The 20,098-nt window shown below is 58.1% G+C and carries 23 protein-coding genes and 1 pseudogene; 13 read left to right on the top strand and 11 right to left on the bottom strand.

Annotation, left to right across the window (positions count from 1 at the left end):
• Positions 1–53 precede the first annotated feature (53 nt).
• A complete protein-coding gene (locus RGW60_RS16305) occupies positions 54–395 on the top strand; it encodes a hypothetical protein (protein ID WP_322205569.1) in 342 nt (113 codons plus the stop codon).
• Here RGW60_RS16305 and trxA read toward each other — a convergent pair.
• Together trxA and RGW60_RS16295 are read right to left on the bottom strand one after the other, a co-directional pair.
• A complete protein-coding gene (gene trxA, locus RGW60_RS16300) occupies positions 392–1,264 on the bottom strand; it encodes a thioredoxin (RefSeq protein ID WP_322205568.1) in 873 nt (290 codons plus the stop codon). The two genes, RGW60_RS16305 and trxA, sit on opposite strands and share 4 nt — an antisense overlap.
• A 173-nt stretch (positions 1,265–1,437) precedes the next feature.
• On the bottom strand, positions 1,438–1,896 hold the full coding sequence (locus RGW60_RS16295; RefSeq protein ID WP_322205567.1) for a YbaY family lipoprotein: 459 nt from the start codon (positions 1,894–1,896) through the stop codon (positions 1,438–1,440).
• Positions 1,897–2,116: 220 nt separating this feature from the next.
• Here RGW60_RS16295 and nrdR point away from each other — a divergent pair, with 220 nt between their 5' ends.
• The 10 genes from nrdR to RGW60_RS16245 all read left to right on the top strand — a co-directional run bounded on the left by nrdR (position 2,117) and on the right by RGW60_RS16245 (position 9,326).
• Positions 2,117–2,581: a transcriptional regulator NrdR gene (gene nrdR, locus RGW60_RS16290; RefSeq protein ID WP_322206950.1), complete on the top strand. Its 465-nt coding sequence runs from the start codon at positions 2,117–2,119 to the stop codon at positions 2,579–2,581.
• Positions 2,578–3,708: a bifunctional diaminohydroxyphosphoribosylaminopyrimidine deaminase/5-amino-6-(5-phosphoribosylamino)uracil reductase RibD gene (gene ribD / locus RGW60_RS16285; RefSeq protein WP_322205566.1), complete on the top strand. Its 1,131-nt coding sequence runs from the start codon at positions 2,578–2,580 to the stop codon at positions 3,706–3,708. Before nrdR ends, ribD begins: the two co-directional genes overlap by 4 nt.
• Positions 3,709–3,767: 59 nt before the next feature.
• On the top strand, positions 3,768–4,436 hold the full coding sequence (locus tag RGW60_RS16280) for a riboflavin synthase (RefSeq protein WP_322205565.1): 669 nt from the start codon (positions 3,768–3,770) through the stop codon (positions 4,434–4,436).
• Positions 4,437–4,454: 18 nt separating this feature from the next.
• Positions 4,455–5,546, top strand: a complete 1,092-nt coding sequence (gene ribBA, locus RGW60_RS16275; RefSeq protein ID WP_322205564.1) for a bifunctional 3,4-dihydroxy-2-butanone-4-phosphate synthase/GTP cyclohydrolase II — start codon at positions 4,455–4,457, stop codon at positions 5,544–5,546.
• A 131-nt stretch (positions 5,547–5,677) separates the two neighbouring features.
• Positions 5,678–6,154 (top strand): 6,7-dimethyl-8-ribityllumazine synthase, encoded by a 477-nt coding sequence (ribE, locus tag RGW60_RS16270; protein WP_322166286.1) that lies wholly within the window; start codon positions 5,678–5,680, stop codon positions 6,152–6,154.
• Positions 6,151–6,651, top strand: a complete 501-nt coding sequence (nusB, locus tag RGW60_RS16265) for a transcription antitermination factor NusB (protein WP_322205563.1) — start codon at positions 6,151–6,153, stop codon at positions 6,649–6,651. The genes ribE and nusB overlap by 4 nt, the downstream gene beginning before the upstream one ends.
• Before the next feature lie 13 nt (positions 6,652–6,664).
• On the top strand, positions 6,665–7,630 hold the full coding sequence (thiL, locus tag RGW60_RS16260; protein ID WP_322205562.1) for a thiamine-phosphate kinase: 966 nt from the start codon (positions 6,665–6,667) through the stop codon (positions 7,628–7,630).
• Positions 7,627–8,136: a phosphatidylglycerophosphatase A gene (locus RGW60_RS16255; protein ID WP_322205561.1), complete on the top strand. Its 510-nt coding sequence runs from the start codon at positions 7,627–7,629 to the stop codon at positions 8,134–8,136. The genes thiL and RGW60_RS16255 overlap by 4 nt, the downstream gene beginning before the upstream one ends.
• 156 nt (positions 8,137–8,292) lie before the next feature.
• Positions 8,293–8,910 carry a GTP cyclohydrolase II gene (gene ribA, locus RGW60_RS16250; protein WP_322205560.1) on the top strand — a complete coding sequence of 206 codons (618 nt, stop codon included), beginning with the start codon at positions 8,293–8,295 and terminating at the stop codon, positions 8,908–8,910.
• Positions 8,907–9,326 carry an MFS transporter gene (locus RGW60_RS16245; RefSeq protein WP_322205559.1) on the top strand — a complete coding sequence of 140 codons (420 nt, stop codon included), beginning with the start codon at positions 8,907–8,909 and terminating at the stop codon, positions 9,324–9,326. Before ribA ends, RGW60_RS16245 begins: the two co-directional genes overlap by 4 nt.
• An 88-nt stretch (positions 9,327–9,414) precedes the next feature.
• Here the strand turns inward: RGW60_RS16245 and dxs are convergent, their stop codons facing one another.
• The 4 genes from dxs to RGW60_RS16225 form a co-directional block, all read right to left on the bottom strand.
• Entirely contained in the window at positions 9,415–11,313 is a 1,899-nt protein-coding gene (gene dxs, locus RGW60_RS16240; RefSeq protein ID WP_322205558.1) for a 1-deoxy-D-xylulose-5-phosphate synthase, read from the bottom strand.
• Between the two features lie 151 nt (positions 11,314–11,464).
• Complete coding sequence (locus RGW60_RS16235; RefSeq protein WP_322205557.1) at positions 11,465–12,352, bottom strand: farnesyl diphosphate synthase; 888 nt, start codon at positions 12,350–12,352, stop codon at positions 11,465–11,467.
• Positions 12,349–12,591, bottom strand: a complete 243-nt coding sequence (locus RGW60_RS16230) for an exodeoxyribonuclease VII small subunit (protein WP_297836734.1) — start codon at positions 12,589–12,591, stop codon at positions 12,349–12,351. Before RGW60_RS16230 ends, RGW60_RS16235 begins: the two co-directional genes overlap by 4 nt.
• Before the next feature lie 174 nt (positions 12,592–12,765).
• Complete coding sequence (locus RGW60_RS16225) at positions 12,766–13,203, bottom strand: Lrp/AsnC family transcriptional regulator (RefSeq protein WP_322205555.1); 438 nt, start codon at positions 13,201–13,203, stop codon at positions 12,766–12,768.
• Between the two features lie 130 nt (positions 13,204–13,333).
• Here RGW60_RS16225 and RGW60_RS16220 point away from each other — a divergent pair.
• A pseudogene (locus tag RGW60_RS16220) lies at positions 13,334–14,232 on the top strand (DMT family transporter).
• A 26-nt stretch (positions 14,233–14,258) separates the two neighbouring features.
• On the opposite strand, the gene RGW60_RS16215 reads toward RGW60_RS16220, so the two are convergent.
• The 4 genes from RGW60_RS16215 to RGW60_RS16200 are packed head-to-tail and all read right to left on the bottom strand — an operon-like array spanning position 14,259 to position 17,153.
• The gene (locus RGW60_RS16215; protein WP_322205554.1) at positions 14,259–15,005 is read right to left on the bottom strand and encodes a GGDEF domain-containing protein; all 747 of its coding nucleotides are present in this window, start codon (positions 15,003–15,005) and stop codon (positions 14,259–14,261) included.
• A gap of 7 nt (positions 15,006–15,012) precedes the next feature.
• Positions 15,013–15,402: a DUF1987 domain-containing protein gene (locus RGW60_RS16210; protein WP_322205553.1), complete on the bottom strand. Its 390-nt coding sequence runs from the start codon at positions 15,400–15,402 to the stop codon at positions 15,013–15,015.
• A gap of 21 nt (positions 15,403–15,423) precedes the next feature.
• Positions 15,424–15,990 carry a SiaB family protein kinase gene (locus RGW60_RS16205; RefSeq protein ID WP_322205552.1) on the bottom strand — a complete coding sequence of 189 codons (567 nt, stop codon included), beginning with the start codon at positions 15,988–15,990 and terminating at the stop codon, positions 15,424–15,426.
• Complete coding sequence (locus RGW60_RS16200; protein WP_322206949.1) at positions 15,987–17,153, bottom strand: SpoIIE family protein phosphatase; 1,167 nt, start codon at positions 17,151–17,153, stop codon at positions 15,987–15,989. The genes RGW60_RS16205 and RGW60_RS16200 overlap by 4 nt, the downstream gene beginning before the upstream one ends.
• A 551-nt stretch (positions 17,154–17,704) precedes the next feature.
• On the opposite strand from RGW60_RS16200, the gene RGW60_RS16195 reads away from it, so the two are divergent.
• The gene (locus RGW60_RS16195) at positions 17,705–18,889 is read left to right on the top strand and encodes a sugar transporter (RefSeq protein ID WP_322205551.1); all 1,185 of its coding nucleotides are present in this window, start codon (positions 17,705–17,707) and stop codon (positions 18,887–18,889) included.
• A 140-nt stretch (positions 18,890–19,029) separates the two neighbouring features.
• Here RGW60_RS16195 and RGW60_RS16190 read toward each other — a convergent pair whose 3' ends face one another.
• The gene (locus tag RGW60_RS16190; protein WP_322205550.1) at positions 19,030–20,082 is read right to left on the bottom strand and encodes a D-alanyl-D-alanine carboxypeptidase family protein; all 1,053 of its coding nucleotides are present in this window, start codon (positions 20,080–20,082) and stop codon (positions 19,030–19,032) included.
• Positions 20,083–20,098: the final 16 nt, after the last annotated feature.

The following is a 20,098-nucleotide window of genomic DNA, read 5'->3' as shown; positions in this document are numbered from 1 at the left end:
CAAATTCATTCGGGAAGGCCCCTGCGGCGGTCATTCTTAATAGGGAAATAGACATGTTACGAATTCGCGGAACCATCGGCGATTGGCCGGTGGACCTGACGCTCGAATTGGATGAAAGCGATTGGGCGCAACTCGGCGCGCAAGTACAGGCGACGAAACCGGCAAGCCCGGCACCAACACAGACGCCTGTCAGCCGGGATGACGCCATCTGGCTGATTGCCAAAGATTTGTTGCGCAAAGCAGGGCAAATGAATGGCCCGGAGCTGCTGGGTCAACTTGAGGCCATGACCGGTAGCACTGCAGCAGGCAAACGCTTGTTAGTGCGTTTACGCCACAGCGCCGATGTCAAGGTGGTGAACGGTGCCGACGCGCCGCTTTATAGCTGGGTCAGTTAGTAAAGCGCGGCAAATAATTTGCGGCGATAGGTGGTGACCAACGGGTGGTCGTTGCCCAGCAGGTCAAACACTTGCAGCAGGGTTTTGTGCGCGAGACCTTCAGCATAGCTGCGATTGCGGATGAACAGCTTCAATAATCCTTCCAGCGCGGCCTCGTATTGTTGACGGGACAGTTGCTGAATCGCTAATTGATGAGCGGCCTCATCGTCCTGCGGATTTTTCGCCAAACGGGTTTTAAGGTCGGCAACGTCCGGCAAGCTCGCCGCTTCAACCAAGAACGTCAGTTGCGCTTTTGCGCCAGCCAGAGCGGCCTTGTGTTCATCACCCTTCACCGCGTCGAGCACTGCGCCAGCTTCGACCAGCTCACCGCGTTCAGCCAGGCAACGTGCGTACAGAATCAGCGCAGCGGTGTTGGTGTTGTCTTCGCCGAGCAGATGCTTCAACACAGCTTCGGCATCCGCGATGCTGCCTTCGGCAAACAGTAACTGTGCTTGCTCCAATGGGTCGGCGGCGGCAGGCAGAGGTAACTGGACGTGCGGTTCGAGAATCGTTCGAATGGCAGACTCAGGTTGTGCGCCGGTAAACCCGTCCACCGGTTGACCGTCCTTAAACAGCACTACGGTTGGCAGGCTGCGAATGCCAAAGCGCGCCACGATGTCTTGCTCGGCGTCGCAATCGACCTTCGCCAGCAGCAATTCACCTTGGTACTCATCGGCGATTTTCTTCAGCAGCGGCATCAGCACCTTGCAGGGCGCACACCATTCAGCCCAGAAGTCCACTAGCACAGGCCGATGAAACGACGCCTCAATAACCAGTTGGTCGAAGGTCGCGGTGGTTGCGTCGAAGATGTACGGGGTGTCCTGGCTCATCGCTAGTCTCGAAAAGTGCGTTCAATGGCGCAACTATATCACCGCGTTTGGCCTCGATTCAGTTACTGCGCTTATCGAGATCTGTGCGAGCGAACTTATTCGGGACGCGGGCGGCGCGGCCTTCGCGAATAAATACGGCCCCAGAGGTTTTTCGATTGATTCGGGGCATCGCTTTACGGCGCCACAACCAACTGCAACGCACCCAGCGCCTGAGTATTACCTTGTTCGATACGCAGCGACGGCAGGTGCAGGATCAATTGACCGGACTGGCTCGCCCGGCCGCGCAATTCGACGCGGGCACCCACCGGGAACGATTCCGGGTTGAAGCGCAGTTGAAACGGTAGAGGCTGATTAGTGCCGGTCAGCGTAGTGTTGGCTAACAAACGCTGGGGGCGGCCACGGTCATCAATGACCAACAGCGCCAGTTCCACTTGCGCGCCTGGTGGCGCGCCGAGTAACTGGCCGCTTAATTCGCGTTGATGGGCGGGTAATGGACCCAAGCCTTCCTGAACTTTAACGGCGGCAGGCTGCTGCACTGCTGGTTTGGCCTCGGCAGGTTTTTTCGGCGCTTCGCTGCTGCACGCGGCCAAAAGGCCAACAAGGCTTAGCAAAACAAAGTGTCGTAGCGACATGAACAACTCCAACAAAACAAAATCTGGGGGAGGCGCGACAGGGGCGCGCAGTATTGCCCAGCGGATGAATTTCACACTGCGCGCAGCGCGTCTATATACCGTAAACCTCTGGTCTTGTCTCGCCGGTAATATGTCCTGGCGTGCGCCTTATGTTTGCCGCGCTGGAAATAAATGAAAACTCGCCCTACCATGAGCCTCCCTTTTTTTGTTGCCTGCCACCATGCACTGTCCTTTCTGCGGTGCCAATGACACCAAGGTCATTGATTCACGCCTCGTCGCCGAAGGCGAGCAGGTCCGTCGCCGTCGCGAATGCCTAGCCTGTGGCGAGCGTTTCACGACGTTTGAAACCGCCGAACTGGTACTCCCGCGCCTGATCAAGCAAGACGGCAGTCGCCAGCCCTTTGACGACGATAAGCTCCGTGCCGGCATGCAGCGCGCATTGGAAAAACGTCCCGTTAGTGTTGAGCTTCTTGAGGCGTCGCTGGCGCGCATTAAGCACAAACTGCGCGCGACCGGCGAGCGCGAAGTCAAATCGCTGGTGGTGGGCGAATTGGTGATGGGCGAGCTGCAAAAGCTCGACGAAGTGGCCTACATCCGTTTCGCTTCGGTTTATCGGCGTTTTCAAGACCTCAATGAATTTCGGGAAGAGATAGACCGTCTTGCCCGCGAACCGGTGAAAGAATGAACTCACTGTCGACTGAACAGGGCGCCCTTGACCGCCATTACATGTCCCGTGCGTTGGAACTAGCGCGCAAGGGTATTTATACCGCGCACCCGAACCCACGGGTCGGTTGCGTCATCGTCCGCGACGGGCAGGTGGTCGGCGAAGGCTGGCATGTCCGCGCCGGTGAGCCGCACGCTGAGGTGTACGCACTGCGTCAGGCTGGTGACAAGGCCAATGGCGCCACCGTTTACGTCACCCTTGAACCTTGCAGTCACCATGGCCGTACCCCGCCGTGCGCCGACGCCTTGGTCACTGCCGGTGTCGCACGGGTTGTGACAGCGATGCAAGACCCCAATCCGGAGGTCGCGGGCAAAGGCTTGTTGCGCTTGATGACAGCGGGTATCGCGGTGCAAAGCGGCGTGCTGGAAAGTGACTCGCGAGCACTGAACAAAGGCTTTTTGAAGCGCATGGAGCACGGCCTTCCGTACGTGAGGGTCAAGTTGGCCATGAGCCTTGATGGGCGCACCGCCATGGCCAGTGGCGAAAGCAAATGGATAACCGGCCCTGCGGCGCGTTCTGCAGTACAGCGGCTTCGTGCGCAATCAAGCGTGGTATTGACCGGTGCCGACACGGTATTGGCCGACGGCGCACGCCTGACGGTGCGCCCAGACGAATTGGGCCTTGATGCTGAATTGACCGCGCTGGCCCTCACTCGGCCGCCTTTGCGCGTTCTGGTGGATGGTCGCTTGCGAGTACCGCTTGATGCACCTTTCTTTAAGGCAGGTAGCACCCTGGTGGTGACCTGCGCTGCTGCATCTGCCCGTGAACGCTATCTCGCCGAAGGCCATGAAATGCTGGCGTTGGCGAACAGCGCAGGTCAAGTTGATCTGCATAAATTGATGGTCGAGCTGGCGGCACGCGGCGTTAATGACGTGCTGATCGAAACCGGCCCAGGACTGGCAGGTGCGTTTACTCGGCTCGGGCTGGTCGATGAATTTCAGATTTTTGTCGCAGGCAAGTTCTTGGGCTCCTCGGCGCGGCCGCTGCTTGATTTGCCGTTGGCAAAAATGAGCGAAGCGCTGGAACTCAAAATCATTGAAATGCGTGCTGTCGGTGACGATTGGCGAGTCATCGCCGTACCCGCCTGATAGGCGCCTATTATTTTTAGCCACTGCTCCGCGCTGGCTTTGTTCTCCAGGGGGACCACATGTTTACCGGCATTATTGAATCCATTGGCAGTATCCGCGCGCTGACCCCAAAAGGCGGCGATGTTCGCGTTCATGTGGCCACCGGCAAACTCGACCTCATCGACGTCAAGCTTGGCGACAGCATTGCGGTGAATGGCGTCTGCCTGACCGCCGTCGAGTTACCGGGTGATGGTTTTTGGGCGGATGTCAGCCGCGAAACCCTCGATTGCACGGCGTTCGACGATCTTAAGACCGGCAGCCCGGTAAACTTGGAAAAAGCGTTGACCCCCACCACGCGCCTCGGCGGCCATCTGGTCAGCGGGCATGTCGACGGAGTGGGTGAGGTGTTGTCGCGGGAGGAAAATGCCCGCGCTATCCAGTTCCGCATACGAGCGCCGCGTGAGTTAGCCAAATACATCTCGCACAAAGGCTCAATCACCGTCGATGGCACCAGCCTGACCGTGAACGCTGTCAATGGCGCTGAATTCGATCTGACCATCGTCCCGCATACCCTGGCTGAAACCATCATGGCCGAGTACAAGCCGGGACGCCGGGTCAACCTGGAAGTGGACTTGCTGGCGCGTTATCTGGAACGTCTGTTATTGGGCGATAAGGCCGCAGAGCCGAACGCTGCAGCAGGCGGCATTACCGAAAGTTTTCTAGCCGCCAATGGCTACCTAAAATCCTGAACCGATAGGGGGTGCCGTGTGGCGCTCAACAGCATTGAAGAACTGGTTGAAGATATCCGCCAAGGCAAAATGGTCATCCTCATGGATGACGAAGACCGTGAGAACGAAGGCGACCTGATCATGGCCGCCGAGTGCGTCCAGGCTGAACACATCAATTTCATGGCCAAGCATGCGCGTGGCTTGATTTGCATGCCCATGAGCCGCGAGCGCTGCGAAACCCTCAAGTTGCCGTTGATGGCGCCGCGCAACGGCTCCGGTTTCGGCACCAAGTTCACGGTTTCCATCGAAGCGGCGGAAGGCGTCACCACCGGTATTTCTGCTGCCGACCGCGCCCGCACCGTGCAGGCGGCTGCGTCCAAAGACGCCAAGGCTGAAGACATCGTCAGCCCAGGCCATATTTTTCCGCTGATGGCCCAGGCCGGCGGCACGCTTGCACGCGCTGGCCATACCGAAGCAGCCTGCGACTTGGCGCGCATGGCCGGTTTTGAACCGAGCGGCGTGATCTGTGAAGTAATGAACGACGACGGCACCATGTCCCGTCGTCCTGAGCTGGAAACCTTTGCGGCTGAACACGGCATTAAAATTGGCACTATCGCCGACTTGATCCATTATCGGATGATCCACGAACGTACCGTTCAGCGGATTGCCGAGCAGCCAATGGACAGCGAATTGGGCCAGTTCAATCTGGTGACCTACCGCGACTCAGTCGAAGGCGATGTGCACTTGGCCCTGACCCTAGGCAAGATTTGCGCGGACGAGCCGACTTTGGTGCGAGTGCACAACATGGACCCGTTGCGTGACCTGTTAATGGTCAAGCAGCCTGGTCGCTGGAGCCTTCGAGCCGCGATGACCTCCGTGTCCGAGGCCGGCAGTGGCGTCGTGTTATTGCTGGGCCACCCACTGGATGGCGACGTGTTGCTGGCACATATTCGTGAAACCGCAGAGGGCACACCGCTGAAGAAGCCCACCACTTACAGCATCGTCGGTGCTGGCTCGCAAATCCTTCGCGACCTGGGCGTAAGAAAAATGCGCCTCATGAGTTCGCCAATGAAGTTCAATGCGATATCCGGTTTCGATCTGGAAGTTGTAGAATACGTGCCCTCCGAATAGCGACCGGTCAGGCAGCGGCTGAAAATCGATGATTTTCATGCGTTCTGCCCGACAGTCTGCAGTTGGTGGCCTAAAATCCCTCAAAGCACGCCGATTGGGCGTGCTTGCTCTTTAAGATGAGACGCACCCTAATGACCCTGAAGACCATCGAAGGTACCTTCATCACGCCCCAAGGCCGTTACGCCTTGGTGGTTGGCCGCTTCAACAGCTTTGTCGTCGAAAGCCTGGTGAGCGGTGCTGTTGATGCATTGGTTCGCCATGGTGTGAGCGAAAGCAATATCACCATCATCCGTGCGCCGGGTGCCTTCGAAATTCCGCTGGTGGTGCAAAAAGTTGCTCAGCGCAGCGAATACGCCGCCATCATCGCTTTGGGCGCTGTTATTCGTGGCGGCACGCCGCACTTCGAATACGTCGCTGGCGAATGCGTCAAAGGCCTGTCCCAGGTTTCCATGGAGTTCGGCGTGCCGGTTTCTTTCGGTGTGCTGACTGTCGACTCCATTGAGCAAGCCATCGAACGTTCCGGCACCAAAGCCGGTAACAAAGGCGCTGAAGCCGCCCTTTGCGCCATTGAAATGGTCAGCTTGCTGGCACAGTTGGAGGCCCAATGATTTCCGACGAAAGCGACCAGTTCAACCCTCGCGATGCCAAAGACCCTGAGATCGCCAAGGGCAAAAGCGCCAAGCGTCGTGAAGCGCGTCAACTCGCGACACAAGCGCTGTATCAATGGCACATGGCAGGACATTCGCTAAACGAAATCGAAGCGCAATTTCGCGTCGATAACGATTTCAGCAACGTCGACGCTACTTATTTCCAGGAATTGCTGCACGGCGTTCCGACCAACAAGACCGAGATCGACACCGCTCTAGCGCCTTGCCTGGACATTACCATCGACGAGCTCGACCCGGTTGAGCTGGCGATCTTGCGTCTGTCGACGTATGAGCTGCTCAAGCGCATCGACGTGCCGTATCGCGTGGTAATAAACGAAGGTATCGAGCTGGCGAAAGTCTATGGCTCTACCGACGGCCACAAGTTCGTCAACGGTGTGCTGGATAAACTGGCTCCGCGCTTGCGTGAAGCCGAGGTAAAGGCTCACAAGCGTTCTTGAACGCTTGATCCTCATGGACGAATTCGCCCTGATCCGTAACTACTTCGCCGCTGCGCCCTGTGCGCAAGTCGGCGAGGGCATTGTCTTGGGGATCGGCGACGATTGCGCCCTGCTGACGGTGTCGTCCGGCGAGCAGTTAGCCATTTCTACCGACACGCTGGTATCTGGCGTGCATTTCCCCGATCGCTGCGACCCTTTTCTGTTGGGTCAGCGTGCGCTTGCGGTGGCTGCCAGCGACTTGGCCGCCATGGGTGCAACCCCGCTAGCCTTTACCCTCGCCCTGACGTTGCCCGACGTCCATGCCGACTGGCTGCACGCGTTCGCCCGGGGTTTGGACTTGATGGCTCAGCGGTGCTCGCTACGGCTGGTGGGGGGTGATACCACCCGCGGGCCGCTGAGCCTGACGTTGACGGTGTTTGGCCGGGTGTCGGCCGGTTTGGCATTGACTCGTAGTGGCGCCCAAGTGGGTGATCTATTGTGCGTTGGCGGCGAATTGGGTGACGGGGCCGGCGCATTACCGTTGGTACTCAACCAGCGCGCTGCCGAGTCGACCATCGCTGAAGCGTTGTTGGCGCGCTATTGGTCACCGCAACCGCAATTGACGCTGGGCCTGGCTCTGCGCGGCAAGGCCACGGCAGCGTTGGACATCTCTGACGGGTTATTGGCCGATTGCGGGCACATCGCCTTGGCATCCGCTGTGCGGCTGGTGATTGAGCGCGATGCGCTGCCAATGTCGGCGGCCCTGATAGGTTTTCTTGGGCTGGAAGCTGCACGTGAGGCGGCGCTTAGTGGCGGCGACGATTACGTGCTCGCGTTTACCTTGCCCGCGTCGAATTTGGCTGGGTTGCTCGCCGCGGGCTTGCCCGTGCATGTGATCGGTCGGGTCGAGGCGGGGCAGGGTGTGCGCCTGATCGACAGCGACGGAGCAGACGTCACGCCATTGGCGCGGGGCTATCAACATTTTCAGGAGAACCCGTGACAAATCATTCTAAAAAAACGCCAGGACAACGGGTGCCGCCGACGGTGTGGACCAACCCGTGGCATTTTCTAGCCTTCGGATTCGGCTCTGGCACTCTGCCTAAAGCTCCAGGTACTTGGGGGTCGCTGGTCGCGCTGCCGTTTGTTCCGCTGTGGCAAATGCTGCCGGACTGGGGTTATTGGCTGATGCTAGGCATCACCATGCTGTTTGGTTTTTGGCTGTGCGGCAAAGTCGCCGATGACCTTCGCGTCCATGACCATGAGGGCATCGTCTGGGACGAATTCGTCGGGATGTGGATTACCCTGTGGCTGGTTCCCGAGGGCTGGTATTGGTTGCTGGCTGGATTTTTGATGTTCCGCTTTTTCGACATTCTCAAGCCGTGGCCAATTAGCTGGATCGATAAGCACGTACACGGCGGCGTCGGGATCATGCTGGACGACGTGCTGGCGGGGGTATTTGCCTGGTTGGGGATGCAGGCGCTGGTGTGGCTTTCCGCCTCGTTCTAATGAGCGCCTTGTCTTCTAATTCATTGATGCTCATAGGGTGTTATCGATCAACTCGATATTTATAGGCAATAATTCAGCCGAAGCGTCCCTGAGAACCTGCTGTTACAATACTGTCCTTGCGAAATCTAAGTCCCAATCATGATCAGGAGCACAAAGGTGCCCGTCGTCTTCGTCGCTGCTTCCAAGCTGCCAACACCCTTTGCGCAATTCACCATGCACGGCTTTCTTGAGAAGGCCACTGGGCGCGAGCACATCGTTCTCAGTCTCGGTGACGTGGCTGATGGCGCGCCAGTACTGGGCCGTGTGCATTCCGAATGCCTGACTGGCGATGCGTTGTTCAGTCAGCGCTGCGACTGTGGCTCCCAGCTCGAAGCGGCATTGCGCGCCATCGCCGCAGAAGGCCGTGGCGTGTTGTTGTACCTGCGACAGGAAGGCCGGGGTATTGGTCTGCTGAACAAAATCCGCGCTTATGAGCTTCAAGATGGCGGTGCTGACACCGTTGAAGCGAACGAACGTCTGGGTTTCGCCGCCGACCAGCGTGATTACGCCATCTGCTTGCCAATGCTTGAGCATATGGGTGTCAAATCCTTGCGTTTGATGACGAATAACCCACGCAAGGTCAAGGCACTGACCGACATGGGCATCACCATCGCTGAGCGAGTGCCGCTGCACACAGGGCATAACCCGCACAATAAACAGTACTTGGCGACCAAAGCCGGAAAACTCGGCCATATGATGGGCAACGAACATCTGACTGAGGCTGGCCGCGCGTGACCCGAAATAACGTACGCCGCCGATTGGCTCTGGCGTGGTGGTGGCAGTTGTTTTTGACCTTGGCGCCGCTGCTGGTGGTCAACGGGATTTTTGGCACCAGCGAGGCGCTTGTGCCGATTCTGGCGATGCCAATGTTTGTCGCCGGCTTGGCGACGATGTTCGTTAGTTTGAAATACTTCGGCCCTTACAAGCATGCGTTGATCGCTACTGAAAAAGCCTTGGACACGCCCGAAGAGCCCGCCGCCTGGATTGAGTTGGCAGCGCGTCGACGTATCGCCTTTCTGGCCGCTGGCTTACCTGCTTGGGTTGGTGCGTTAGCGGTTTTTGTCGGGCTGGAGGCGGTGCCGTTATTTCTTCTGGCGTTCTCCAGCGCCGTGCTGCTTTACCTCTACCGCATTCCACGACAGTTGGGCTAAGCCCCAAATCTGCGCCCCTGTGGGAGGCAACTGGTGGCGAGCTGCTTAATGCGGCGCATCAGGTATAACTCACTTCAACGCTCGGCTTTTAGCGTGCCATCAATCCCAAACGCTGTCTCACAGACGCTTCGATCCCGGCTTCGTCCAGCCCGCACTCGGCCAGCATTTGCGCGGGTTTGGCGTGTTCGACGTAGCTGTCGGGCAAGCCAAGGTGCAGCACGGACTTGAGGATGTTTTCCCTGGCCAGGAACTCGCTGACCGCCGCGCCGGCGCCGCCCATGATGGCGTTCTCTTCGAGGGTGACCAGCAGGTCATGCTCAGTGGCTATTTTTCGAACCAGCGCTTCATCCAGTGGCTTGACGAAACGCATGTCGACCACGGTGGCGTCCAGGGTTGCGGCTACTTTCAGCGCTTCAGCCATTTGCACGCCAAACACTAAAATGGCGACCTTTTGCCCGGTTCGGCGGACAACGCCCTTGCCGATTTCCAAAGGCTCAAGACCGCTGTCGATCAAAGCATTCGGGCCAGTGCCACGCGGATAACGCACGGCTGCGGGGCCGGCGTACAAATACCCGGTGCTGAGCATTTTGCGTAATTCGTTTTCATCGCTGGGCGTCATCACCAGGATGCCGGGGATGCAGCGCAAATATGACAAGTCGAAGCTGCCGGCATGGGTCGGGCCGTCTTCGCCCACCAGACCGGCACGGTCGATTGCAAACAACACATCAAGATTTTGCACGGCGACGTCATGGATCAGTTGATCGTAACCGCGCTGCAAGAACGTGGAGTAGATCGCTACCACCGGCTTGGCGCCTTCGCACGCCATGCCCGCTGCCAGCGTAACGGCATGCTGCTCGGCGATGGCGACGTCGAAATAACGCTCTGGATAATGCTCGCTGAATTCAACCAGGTCCGAGCCTTCTTTCATCGCAGGGGTAATGCCGACCAGACGCGGGTCAGCCTCGGCCATGTCGCAGATCCATTGCCCGAACACCCCGGAATACTTCGGTCCGCTGGGTTTTTTCGGCGCGGCGGCAGGGGCGTTCAACGGTTCGAGTTTGGTAATCGCGTGGTAGCCAATCGGGTCAGCTTCCGCCGGAGCGAAGCCTTTGCCTTTTTTGGTTACCACGTGCAAGAACTGCGGGCCTTTGAGGTCACGCATGTTGCGCAAGGTTGCGATCAGGGTGGGTAAGTCATGGCCGTCGATAGGGCCGATGTAGTTCCAGCCGAGCTCTTCGAAAAGCGTGCCGGGAACCAGCATGCCCTTTGCGTACTCTTCGGTGCGCCGGGCAATTTCCCAGGCACCAGGCAGGCGTGACAGCACTTTTTTGCTGCCCTCGCGCATGCTGGCGTAGGTGCGGCTGGAGAGGATCTTCGCCAGATAATTCGACAGCCCGCCAACGTTGCGCGAGATCGACATATCGTTGTCGTTGAGTATAACCAGCATGTCGGCGGCGACTTCCGGCGCGTGGTTCAACGCTTCGAAAGCCATGCCTGCAGTCAGCGCGCCGTCACCAATAACAGCGATGGCCTTGCGTGAGCTTTTTTGCAGGCGGGCGCCGAGGGCCATGCCCAGTGCTGCGCTGATCGAAGTGCTGGAGTGGCCGACGCCAAAAGTATCGTACTCACTTTCACTGCGACGCGGAAAAGCGGCGACGCCGTCCTTCTGCCGCAGGCTGCCCATTTGCTGGCGACGCCCGGTGAGGATCTTGTGCGGATAGGCCTGATGGCCCACATCCCAGACCAAACGGTCGTCCGGGGTGTCGAACACGTAATGCAAGGCGATGGTCAGCTCAATGACGCCCAGGCCGGCACCAAAGTGCCCGCCTGTCTGGCCTACGGTATAGAGCAGCTCCAGGCGCAGTTCGTCCGCCAGGGTTTCCAGCTCAGCCTCGCCCAATCTGCGCAAGCCGTCCGGCGTATTCGCACGGTCGAGCAGGGGCGTCGTTGGGCGCTCGCGGGGGATCTCTTTGAACGTCGTGGGCATCAGGCGAATCGATATAAGTAAAAAGAGGCGGCAGTTTACCTGATGCATCGCGAGCTGCCCACGAAGCAGGGCAGAGGATGATCAGACAATGGTGGTATACACCTAGGTTCTAGACCCGACTGATGTCAGTCAGTTCGGTGAATGGCGCATTTCAACTGCGGCGATCAACGATATAGCGCGCAAGTTCGCGTAACGGCTTGGCAGCCGCGTCGAAAGGTCGCAGTGCATGCAGCGCCTGATCGCGTAGCTCCAGGGCATAGATTTTGGCTGCATCGAGGCCAAGCAGCGCAGGATAAGTCGGTTTATCGCGGGCAATATCGGCACCTTGGCGTTTGCCGAGGGTGGCGGTATCGCTTTCAACGTCAAGAATGTCGTCTTGCACCTGAAACGCGAGGCCGACGACTTGAGCATAGGTCTGCAGAGCGTTGAGTTCAGACGTTGCTGCGCGACCACTGGCAAGTGCACCAAGCGTGACACTGGCTTCGATCAGTGCGCCAGTCTTGTGCCGATGCATAAACGCCAAGGCGGCTTGATCAAGCTTGAGCCCCACTGACCCCAGATCAATCGCCTGTCCGCCGACCATGCCGGCCGGGCCTGCCGCATGAGTCAACACGCGGACCATGTTGAGTCGGGTGTCGGCATCCTGTGGCGTCAGGGTTGAATCGAGTAGCACGCTGAAAGCCATACTTTGCAGGCCATCACCGGCGAGAATCGCGCAGGCTTCATCGAAAGCTTTGTGAGTAGTGGGCTGGCCGCGACGTAGATCGTCATCGTCCATCGCCGGTAAATCGTCATGCACCAGCGAATAAGCGTGAATCAGCTCAACTGCGCACGCTACGCCGTCGGCCAGCGCCAAAGGCGATCCTAGCGCTTCGCAGGCAGCATAGGCGAGCAATGGGCGGACACGTTTGCCACCGTTCATTACGCTATAGCGCATGGCGGCGTAGAGGCGATTCAATTCAGGGCTGGGTGCCAGAAACAGGCCATCAAGGGCCGCGTTGACGCGGGCCTGAATAAGGGCCTGATAGACGGCAATCATTCCGGCTGGTCCGCATCGAAAGGCTCTTCAGCCAATTCGCCGTCGCGTTCAAGGAGGACTTGCACCTTCTGCTCGGCTTGGGCCAATGCGCCTTGGCAGTCACGGGTCAGGCGGATACCTTGCTCGAAAGCGGTCAATGAATCTTCCAACGACAGTTCGCCGTTTTCGAGACGTTCGACCAGCGTTTGCAGATCAGCGAGGGACTGTTCGAAATCCAATGCAGCTTTTTTGCGGGCCATGGGTGGCGATCTCGATGGGCATTAAACCGGCGCGACACTAGCAGAGCGAGGGCTTTGGGGCAAATGACAGGCGGCGAAAATCGATTCGCATTGTAGGAGCCAGCTTGTTGGCGAGCGGTTAATTGCTATCCGCCTGACAATAAGCCTTATCAACACGTTGGCTCCTGCAGGGGGTCACGCCATCGGTGGCAATCGCCTTTTTACCGGGGTTTTCTTGACGATGGCGGTGTTGGTCTCGGCATAAGCATTGAGCCTGTCCAGCAAGGTGTCCAGTTGCTCCATTGAGCGCACATGCAGGCGGGCGATGAAGCAGTCCTCGCCGGTGACTTTGTCGCATTCGGTGAATTCGGGGATCGCCTGGATCTGCCGTTCGACTTCCTGCAACTGGCCAGGGTGCGGGCGCACGCGGACGATGGCCTGCAGTTGGTAGCCGAAGCATTTAGGGTCTATTTCGACGGTGTAGCCTTTGAGCACCCCGCGCTCTTCGAGCCTGCGCAAGCGCTCCGCGACGCTGGGAGCTGATAAGCCACTTATCTGGGCCAACGCCTTCAGCGAACGCCGGGAATCTTCCATGAGCGCGCTGATCAGCAATTGGTCAATGTCGTCAGTCATATCCGTCTGATAGGTAGTTCATCAAGTTTGCCTTGATAAAAAAGGCATAAATTGATTCTAGCCTTTTATAGTCGCTGGAGCGCGCGGCCATGGGTTGGTCATACTTTAGCCCTCTCAAAGGAGTCGAACCATGAACGCTTCACTACGTCGCGGCTCGCTGGAAATGATCACCGCCATGCTGATATCGGGGACCATTGGCTGGTTCGTGCTGGTCTCCGGGCAGCCGGTAGTGGATGTCGTGTTCTGGCGCTGCGTGTTCGGTGCCGTCACCTTGTTATTGATCTGCGGGGTCTTGGGCTTTTTGCGCCCGGGTATCTTAACCCGCAGAATTTTTGCCCTGGCCGTGCTCAGCGGTGTCGCCATCGTTGGCAATTGGCTGCTGCTGTTCGCTTCCTATTCCCGTGCGTCGATAGCCATTGGTACGGCGGTCTACAACGTTCAGCCGTTTATGTTGGTGGGGTTGGCGGCGTTATTTCTCGGCGAAAAAATCACCGCACAAAAAATGCTGTGGCTCGGCGTAGCGTTTCTTGGAATGTTGGCGATTGTGAGTGCCCACGGCGACCAGTACCAAGCCAGCGATGAATACGTGTCGGGGATCGCTTTGGCATTGGGCGCCGCCCTGCTCTACGCTTTCGCCGCGTTGATCATCAAACGGTTAACTGGCACGCCGCCGCATTTGATCGCGTTGATTCAGGTCAGCACTGGGGCGCTGTTGTTGGCGCCTTGGGCACACTTTCACGGTCTGCCGCAGCAGTTCGCGGGTTGGTCCAGCTTATTGACCCTCGGCGTGGTTCACACGGGTGTGATGTACGTGCTGCTGTATGGAGCGATTCAAAAATTGCCGACTGCTTTGACCGGTGCACTGTCGTTTATCTACCCGATTGCGGCGATTTCGTCGACTGGTTTGCGTTCGGCCATCGCTTGAACGTTATGCAGTGGCTGGGCGTGATTGCGATTTTGCTGGCCGCTGCGGGGATGCAGCGGGGTTGGGGTTTGCGCAAGGCCGTTCGGCACCCTCGGCCATCCTAGGCGCGCGCTCCCACAGGTGTCTGCTGCTAAACCGCCACTTCCACCCGATTACGCCCGCTGCGTTTTGCGTCGTAGAGCGCAGCGTCGGCGATGCTGTACGCGGTGTCAAAGTCGGTGCCGCCGGGGCTGATGCTCACGCCAAAACTGGCCGTTATAGTGCGATTGACCGGCGCTGCGAATACGTGGCTGGCGATGGCATCGCGCATGGCTTCGGCAAGACGCGCGCCTTCCTCAAGGTTTCGCGTAGAAAGCAGTACGGTGAATTCTTCACCGCCGACGCGGCCGATGACTCCGTGGTCAGCCACGATCCGTCGCAGGCAGGTGACGATGCCTTGAATTACCGCATCGCCGGTGGGATGGCCGAAGTCGTCGTTGACGCGCTTGAAATAATCAATGTCTAGCACGATCATCACCACGCTGCCGTCGCGCAATGCTTGCCCCGCCAGCTCAATCACGGCGCCACGGTTCAGTACGCCTGTCAGCGCATCATGGGTCGCCCGGTGTTCGAGTTGCTGAGCCAGCATCTTCAGTTGCACGTTTAGCGCATTCATTTCTCGCTCGGCGCGGTCGCTACGGCCAATCAGGCGGCGGGTCTCGCGCATCAAGCGTTCGAAGTGGGTGATCAATTCACCCAACGATTGGCGATGCACGTGGGACTCCGCGTTAGACGCGGCATACGCTGCACGGGCGCTGTCGAGGGCCGTGTTCTCGCTTTTGAACAAGTCCGGGAGATCGTCCATCGGCATGTCCTGAGAAGAAGCTAGAGCGGGCATGGTGTCCTCACTGAGTTGAAACCGGATGATCGGTGAAGTCGATGGCCTTGAAGTCTGCTTGCAACTCCTCGCCGAATTCCAGAATTGTTTCGTCTTCTTCGTCGTGATACCAATTCATTTGCACGCGGTTACCGGACTGCGCCGATCGGTCCAGGGCGTCAAAGATGCTGAAAAGCATCTTGGTGCTGGAACTGTTGAAGTAGGCCAGTGCGACGTTGGCGGTAATCACTACGCTTTCGCAGGTCTCCAGGTAGGCGCGCAACTGTTGGATGATCGGGGCATAGAACGCCGCCGCGTTTTCTGGGTACGACTCCCCCTTGAGAGACAACAGGTGCTGATCGAAACGAAAATCGACTTCAGGTGAAGTAGCCGTTGCAGCGATATGCAGGTTATCCATGGCTCTTGTCGCTCTTGTTATTCAGATGATGGCTTTCAGACAAAACAAGGTGGTTTCGGGGTCGTCCGCGCGCGGGTGAAAGTCGAATTCCAGCGGCGCGCTGGCGTCGCGCGCCATGGTTAGAAAACCTAGCCCCGCGCCTTTGCTGTCCACTGGAGTTTCTGCACGTAGTGTTGCCTTGTAGGCCACCTTGATCTGCTCAAGCGTCATGTCACGTAACGGCTCTAACTTGGCACGCAATGCAACGACGTCCGCAGTGGCGATGGGGTTGGCGCACAGCATCAAATGGCCACCCGGGTTCGCGGTGATACACACCGCGCCTTGCCGTAGTGCGCCGTTATCTGGGCCTGGAGGCAGCGCGTCCGAGGAGTAGTGAATGATGTTTTGCGACAGTTCGACAAACGATGAAAACAACTTGCGCCGTGTCGGACCACTGACCCCTGAAACTTCCAGTTGTAGCTTCACCACCTCGGCCATGGCCGCGACGATGCTGTGGGAGAAATAACCCATGTGATAAAAAATCACATTGCGCTGCTGGGCGAGGTCGAAAAACGCGCAGTCCAGATCGGACGAAGACAAATCACTCATAGGTTGTCCTGAATGCGGGCACAAAATAGGGTCAGGTCGTCGCGACGGGTTTGAGTCGCCTGCCATGTTCCGAGGGTTTGCCGTAACTGCTCGCAGATCACGCTTGCCGGTTCGCCACGGTGCTCAAGGATTACGTCGCAGGTTTGACGCTTGCCGAATGCAATGTTACGCGGCCCGCCGATTTGGTCGATCAGGCCGTCGGTGGCGATGAATAAGACGCTTGCGGGCGGCACGGCAACGGTGCTTTGAGTCCATTCGTAGTCGGCGTGGCTGTCTACGTATCCAACGCCCATGCGCTGACCTGCGAGGGTGTCGAACTGGTCGGCGTCGGGCCTGAGGATATATAGGGCAATTCTGGCCCCGGCAAAGGTCAGCTCGGAACGTCCGGTGTCGAACCAGAAAAACGCGGCATCCAAGCCGTCGTCTGATTCGGGGGTCTCGTCGACGCCATTGACCTGTCCCAGCAGGCCTTTGACGCTGCGATTCACCGCCGCCAGCAACGCTGCGGGGTTGCGTGGACCGAGGTGTTCGAGGGCTTTGGACAGCGATGATGAAGCGATCAAGGTCATGAACGCCCCCGGCACACCGTGGCCGGTGCAATCGGCGACCGCGCCGAACCAGCCATCGGCGTGAGTGGCGAAATGATAGAAATCGCCACCCACCACGTCCCGAGGTTCCCAGACCAAGGCCGCGTCACGCAGGGTCAAAGCCAGGGTTTCACGAGACGCGCGGAGCATGGCGCGCTGAATGACGCTGGCGTATTCGATGCTCTGCATGATCTGACGATTTTTTTCCGCCTGCAACGCGGCGACCACGCCCATCAATTGCAGCCCACTGCCCAACCCGAGGAAGCGCCCTTCGCGGGTGATGATGAAACCATCAGCCAAGGTTTTTTCGCCGAACTCCACAGTCTTGAACGTCAGCGCTTCGATGCTCATGGCGGCATCGACAATCAGCGGTTCTTTGTCCATGAATGCGATGCAGCTTTTTTTGTCATACAACTCGCGATGAAACGGTTTACTCATCTGCGACAGGAAAATGGTGCGGTTGATCAAACCGATAGGTTTGTCATCTTCCAACACCGCCAAACTGGCCAGGTCACGATGGGAGGAGAACATTTCCATCACTTGCGAGTTGGCACCGGCTACGTCGATGGTCGGCATGTTCTGACACAAATCGCCGGCGCACCGATGATCGCCCGGCACTTCGGGACGACGGAACGGCGAAAAAGTAGTGTCCATACCCAACCATCACACTGAATGAGAACTGGGATAGTGGCCTTATGATGTGTACGTCGTGTGACAGTCGATTCAGTCACTTGGATTATTGGCGCGCGATTCCGGCCCAAATTTTAATATCCCCGCTAATTCGAGGCGCGTTTAGCGGATCTGGCGGCGCGATTGTGCACAGCCTGGCGAAGCTCATAACCGGCTTTTGTTTACGTCGAAGGTCCAGGGCTTGGCCCGTTTCGATTTTGCGTTCATGTGCCAGTCGTCATTCTGTGGCCTGAGCCTGAGTGTGTCGTGTTGTGACAACGTTTGCAGTCGCGTAGAATTCTCGGCATCCCGCAGCACCCCTCATACTCATAATATTTTGCTTACTCTATGCACTGCCCCGGCAACCAGCCTCGGGTAGCGTTTTTGTACGCAAGATTTTTGAGTGTTGAAGAGCGGCCGCTTTAATCGATTTTAATTTGAGGTTTGCACGGCATCCAATGAACAGCATCCTGGACGCTCGCACCGGCAGTTGGCTTAGCGTGATCGCGCTGGCTCTAGCAGCTTTTATTTTCAATACCACCGAATTCGTTCCGGTCGGGCTGCTGAGCGCCATTGGCCACAGCTTCAACATGACCACGGCCCAGGTCGGCCTGATGCTGACGGTTTACGCGTGGGTGGTGGCCTTGACGTCGCTGCCGATGATGCTGCTCACCCGCAACATTGAGCGGCGTAAATTGCTGGTCTTCGTCTTCATGCTGTTCATCGCCAGCCACATCTTCTCCAGCATGGCGACCAGCTTCAGCATGCTGCTGATCAGCCGCATCGGAATCGCCTTTGCCCACGCGGTGTTCTGGTCGATCACCGCGTCCTTGGCCGTGCGCGTTGCTCCGCCGGGTAAACACGTGCAGGCGCTGGGATTGCTGGCAACCGGCACGTCGTTGGCCATGGTGCTCGGAATACCGCTGGGTCGCGTGTTAGGCGAAGCGCTAGGCTGGCGCACCACGTTTCTGGCAATTGCCGTCGCCGCCGGCGTGACGGTGTTGTGCTTGATCAAATCGTTACCGCTACTGCCCAGTCAGAATTCCGGCTCCCTAAGAAGTCTGCCGATTCTCTTCAAACGCCCGGCACTGGTGTCGTTGTACGTCCTGACCGCGCTGGTGATCACCGCGCAATTCACCGCCTACAGCTACATTGAGCCCTTCGCGGAAGTCGTCGCCCACATGAGCGGCGAGATGACCACCATCCTGTTGTTGCTGTTCGGCGGCGCCGGTATCCTCGGCTCCGTGGTGTTCAGCCGCTACAACAACCGCTTCCCGAAAGGCATGTTAATCACCGCCATCGGCGCCCTGGCCCTGTGCTTGATGTTGTTATTGCCGCTCTCCGGCAAAGCCTCTTGGCTCGCGACCATGAGCGTGGTCTGGGGCATGGCAATCATGTGCTTCGGCTTGGTCATGCAAGCCAAAGTCTTGGCCATGGCGCCAGACGCAACCGACGTGGCAATGTCCCTGCACTCGGCTATCTACAACATCGGCATCGGCGGCGGTGCGTTGTTGGGCAGCATGGTGATCAGCCAACTGGGCATTGCGAATATCGGCCTGGTGGGTGGATTGATTGCGGTGAGCGGTTTGTTGGTGTGTTGCTTGGCGACGTATCGGTTTGGGGAAAAAGCGTTGCGGGCTTAAGTTTTTTTATTCGTTTACCGGGGCCGCAGAGTGCGACTTGGAAACGGCCTGACCCGGCGCCATCAACGCGCGGTCGAAGTTATCCTCGCTGAGCAGCGCAGGGAGGGCTTCGACCATGGTTCTGGACGGGTGTGTCGCCCTCACTCCGTCGGAACCACGATACCCAGCAGGTCGAGAATAAACAGCCGCACCGTATCCCATGCGCGGGTCCACCAAGGCCCTGGTGCTTCGGCTTGGAGAGCAATCAAGGGGCGAGTTGCCAGTTTCTGCTCGCCGTCGTAAAGCTCAAGACTGCCGACCACCGCGCCCATTGCAACGGGTGCCACAAGACGTTTATCGATGTTCAAACGAGTTTCGATTTTGCGGTCCCGAGTCTTCGGCAGGGTCAGCGAAATATCGTCCAGTAAGCCCACCGCCAGTGTGCGGTTTTCACCCTTCCAGACCATTGGGTTTGCCAGCACTTCAGCGGCTTTCGCGTAGGTCTGGGTATCGAAGAATCGGAATCCGTAGGTCAGCAGTTTTTCGGCGTCATTGGCACGATTGCGCATGGAGGTGGAGCCGAAAACTGCGGTGATCAAACGACGACCGTCTCGCACCGCAGAGGTGACCATGCAATAACCAGCAGCCTCGGTGTGGCCGGTCTTCAGGCCATCAACTGAGCTATCGCGCCACAACAACAGGTTTCGATTGGGCTGGCGGATGCCGTTCCAGGTGAAGTATTTGTTTTTGTACAGCGAGTAGTAGGCCGACTCGTCAGTGATGATCGCCCGCGCGAGTTTCGCCATGTCTAGGGCGGACGAGTAATGATCGGGTACAGGCAGGCCAGTAGGATTCATGAAGTGGGTATCTTCCAGCCTCAGGCGTTGGGCCGTGGCATTCATTAAACCGGCAAAGCTTTCTTCACTTCCCGCGATATGTTCCGACAGGGCAACGCTGGCGTCGTTGCCAGAGTCAATCACAATGCCGCGCAGCAGATCGTGTACCGGCACTTTGCTGCGCGGGTCAAGGAACATGCGTGAACCACCGGTGCGCCAGGCGTTCTCGCTGATGGTTACTACATCATCGTCTTTCAGACGGCTCGCCTGAATCTCGTTGGTGGCTACGTACACCGTCATCAGTTTGGTCAGGCTGGCAGGCGGCAAGCGTTCTTGCGGGTCGTGGCTGGTAATGATGTTACCGCTGGCGGCATCCATGAGTACCCAGGACTTG

It is taken from the genome of Pseudomonas sp. AB6, from assembly GCF_034314105.1.
GTDB lineage: Bacteria > Pseudomonadota > Gammaproteobacteria > Pseudomonadales > Pseudomonadaceae > Aquipseudomonas.
Note: the sequence above shows the minus strand (reverse complement) of the source record. Positions and strands in the feature narration are given on the sequence as shown.

Excerpts from the sequence above, each read along its gene's own strand:
- RGW60_RS16210 (WP_322205553.1), bottom strand. The coding sequence starts at position 15,402 with ATGGATAACCTGCATATCGCTGCAACGGCTACTTCACCTGAAGTCGAT.
- thiL (WP_322205562.1), top strand. The coding sequence starts at position 6,665 with ATGGACGAATTCGCCCTGATCCGTAACTACTTCGCCGCTGCGCCCTGT.
- RGW60_RS16195 (WP_322205551.1), top strand. The coding sequence starts at position 17,705 with ATGAACAGCATCCTGGACGCTCGCACCGGCAGTTGGCTTAGCGTGATC.
- RGW60_RS16280 (WP_322205565.1), top strand. The coding sequence starts at position 3,768 with ATGTTTACCGGCATTATTGAATCCATTGGCAGTATCCGCGCGCTGACC.
- RGW60_RS16190 (WP_322205550.1), bottom strand. The coding sequence starts at position 20,082 with ATGGATGCCGCCAGCGGTAACATCATTACCAGCCACGACCCGCAAGAA.
- RGW60_RS16225 (WP_322205555.1), bottom strand. The coding sequence starts at position 13,203 with ATGACTGACGACATTGACCAATTGCTGATCAGCGCGCTCATGGAAGAT.
- RGW60_RS16235 (WP_322205557.1), bottom strand. The coding sequence starts at position 12,352 with ATGATTGCCGTCTATCAGGCCCTTATTCAGGCCCGCGTCAACGCGGCC.
- RGW60_RS16295 (WP_322205567.1), bottom strand. The coding sequence starts at position 1,896 with ATGTCGCTACGACACTTTGTTTTGCTAAGCCTTGTTGGCCTTTTGGCC.
- ribD (WP_322205566.1), top strand. The coding sequence starts at position 2,578 with ATGAACTCACTGTCGACTGAACAGGGCGCCCTTGACCGCCATTACATG.
- RGW60_RS16215 (WP_322205554.1), bottom strand. The coding sequence starts at position 15,005 with ATGCCCGCTCTAGCTTCTTCTCAGGACATGCCGATGGACGATCTCCCG.
- ribE (WP_322166286.1), top strand. The coding sequence starts at position 5,678 with ATGACCCTGAAGACCATCGAAGGTACCTTCATCACGCCCCAAGGCCGT.
- RGW60_RS16230 (WP_297836734.1), bottom strand. The coding sequence starts at position 12,591 with ATGGCCCGCAAAAAAGCTGCATTGGATTTCGAACAGTCCCTCGCTGAT.
- nrdR (WP_322206950.1), top strand. The coding sequence starts at position 2,117 with ATGCACTGTCCTTTCTGCGGTGCCAATGACACCAAGGTCATTGATTCA.
- trxA (WP_322205568.1), bottom strand. The coding sequence starts at position 1,264 with ATGAGCCAGGACACCCCGTACATCTTCGACGCAACCACCGCGACCTTC.
- dxs (WP_322205558.1), bottom strand. The coding sequence starts at position 11,313 with ATGCCCACGACGTTCAAAGAGATCCCCCGCGAGCGCCCAACGACGCCC.
- nusB (WP_322205563.1), top strand. The coding sequence starts at position 6,151 with ATGATTTCCGACGAAAGCGACCAGTTCAACCCTCGCGATGCCAAAGAC.
- RGW60_RS16205 (WP_322205552.1), bottom strand. The coding sequence starts at position 15,990 with ATGAGTGATTTGTCTTCGTCCGATCTGGACTGCGCGTTTTTCGACCTC.
- RGW60_RS16200 (WP_322206949.1), bottom strand. The coding sequence starts at position 17,153 with ATGCCGACCATCGACGTAGCCGGTGCCAACTCGCAAGTGATGGAAATG.
- RGW60_RS16305 (WP_322205569.1), top strand. The coding sequence starts at position 54 with ATGTTACGAATTCGCGGAACCATCGGCGATTGGCCGGTGGACCTGACG.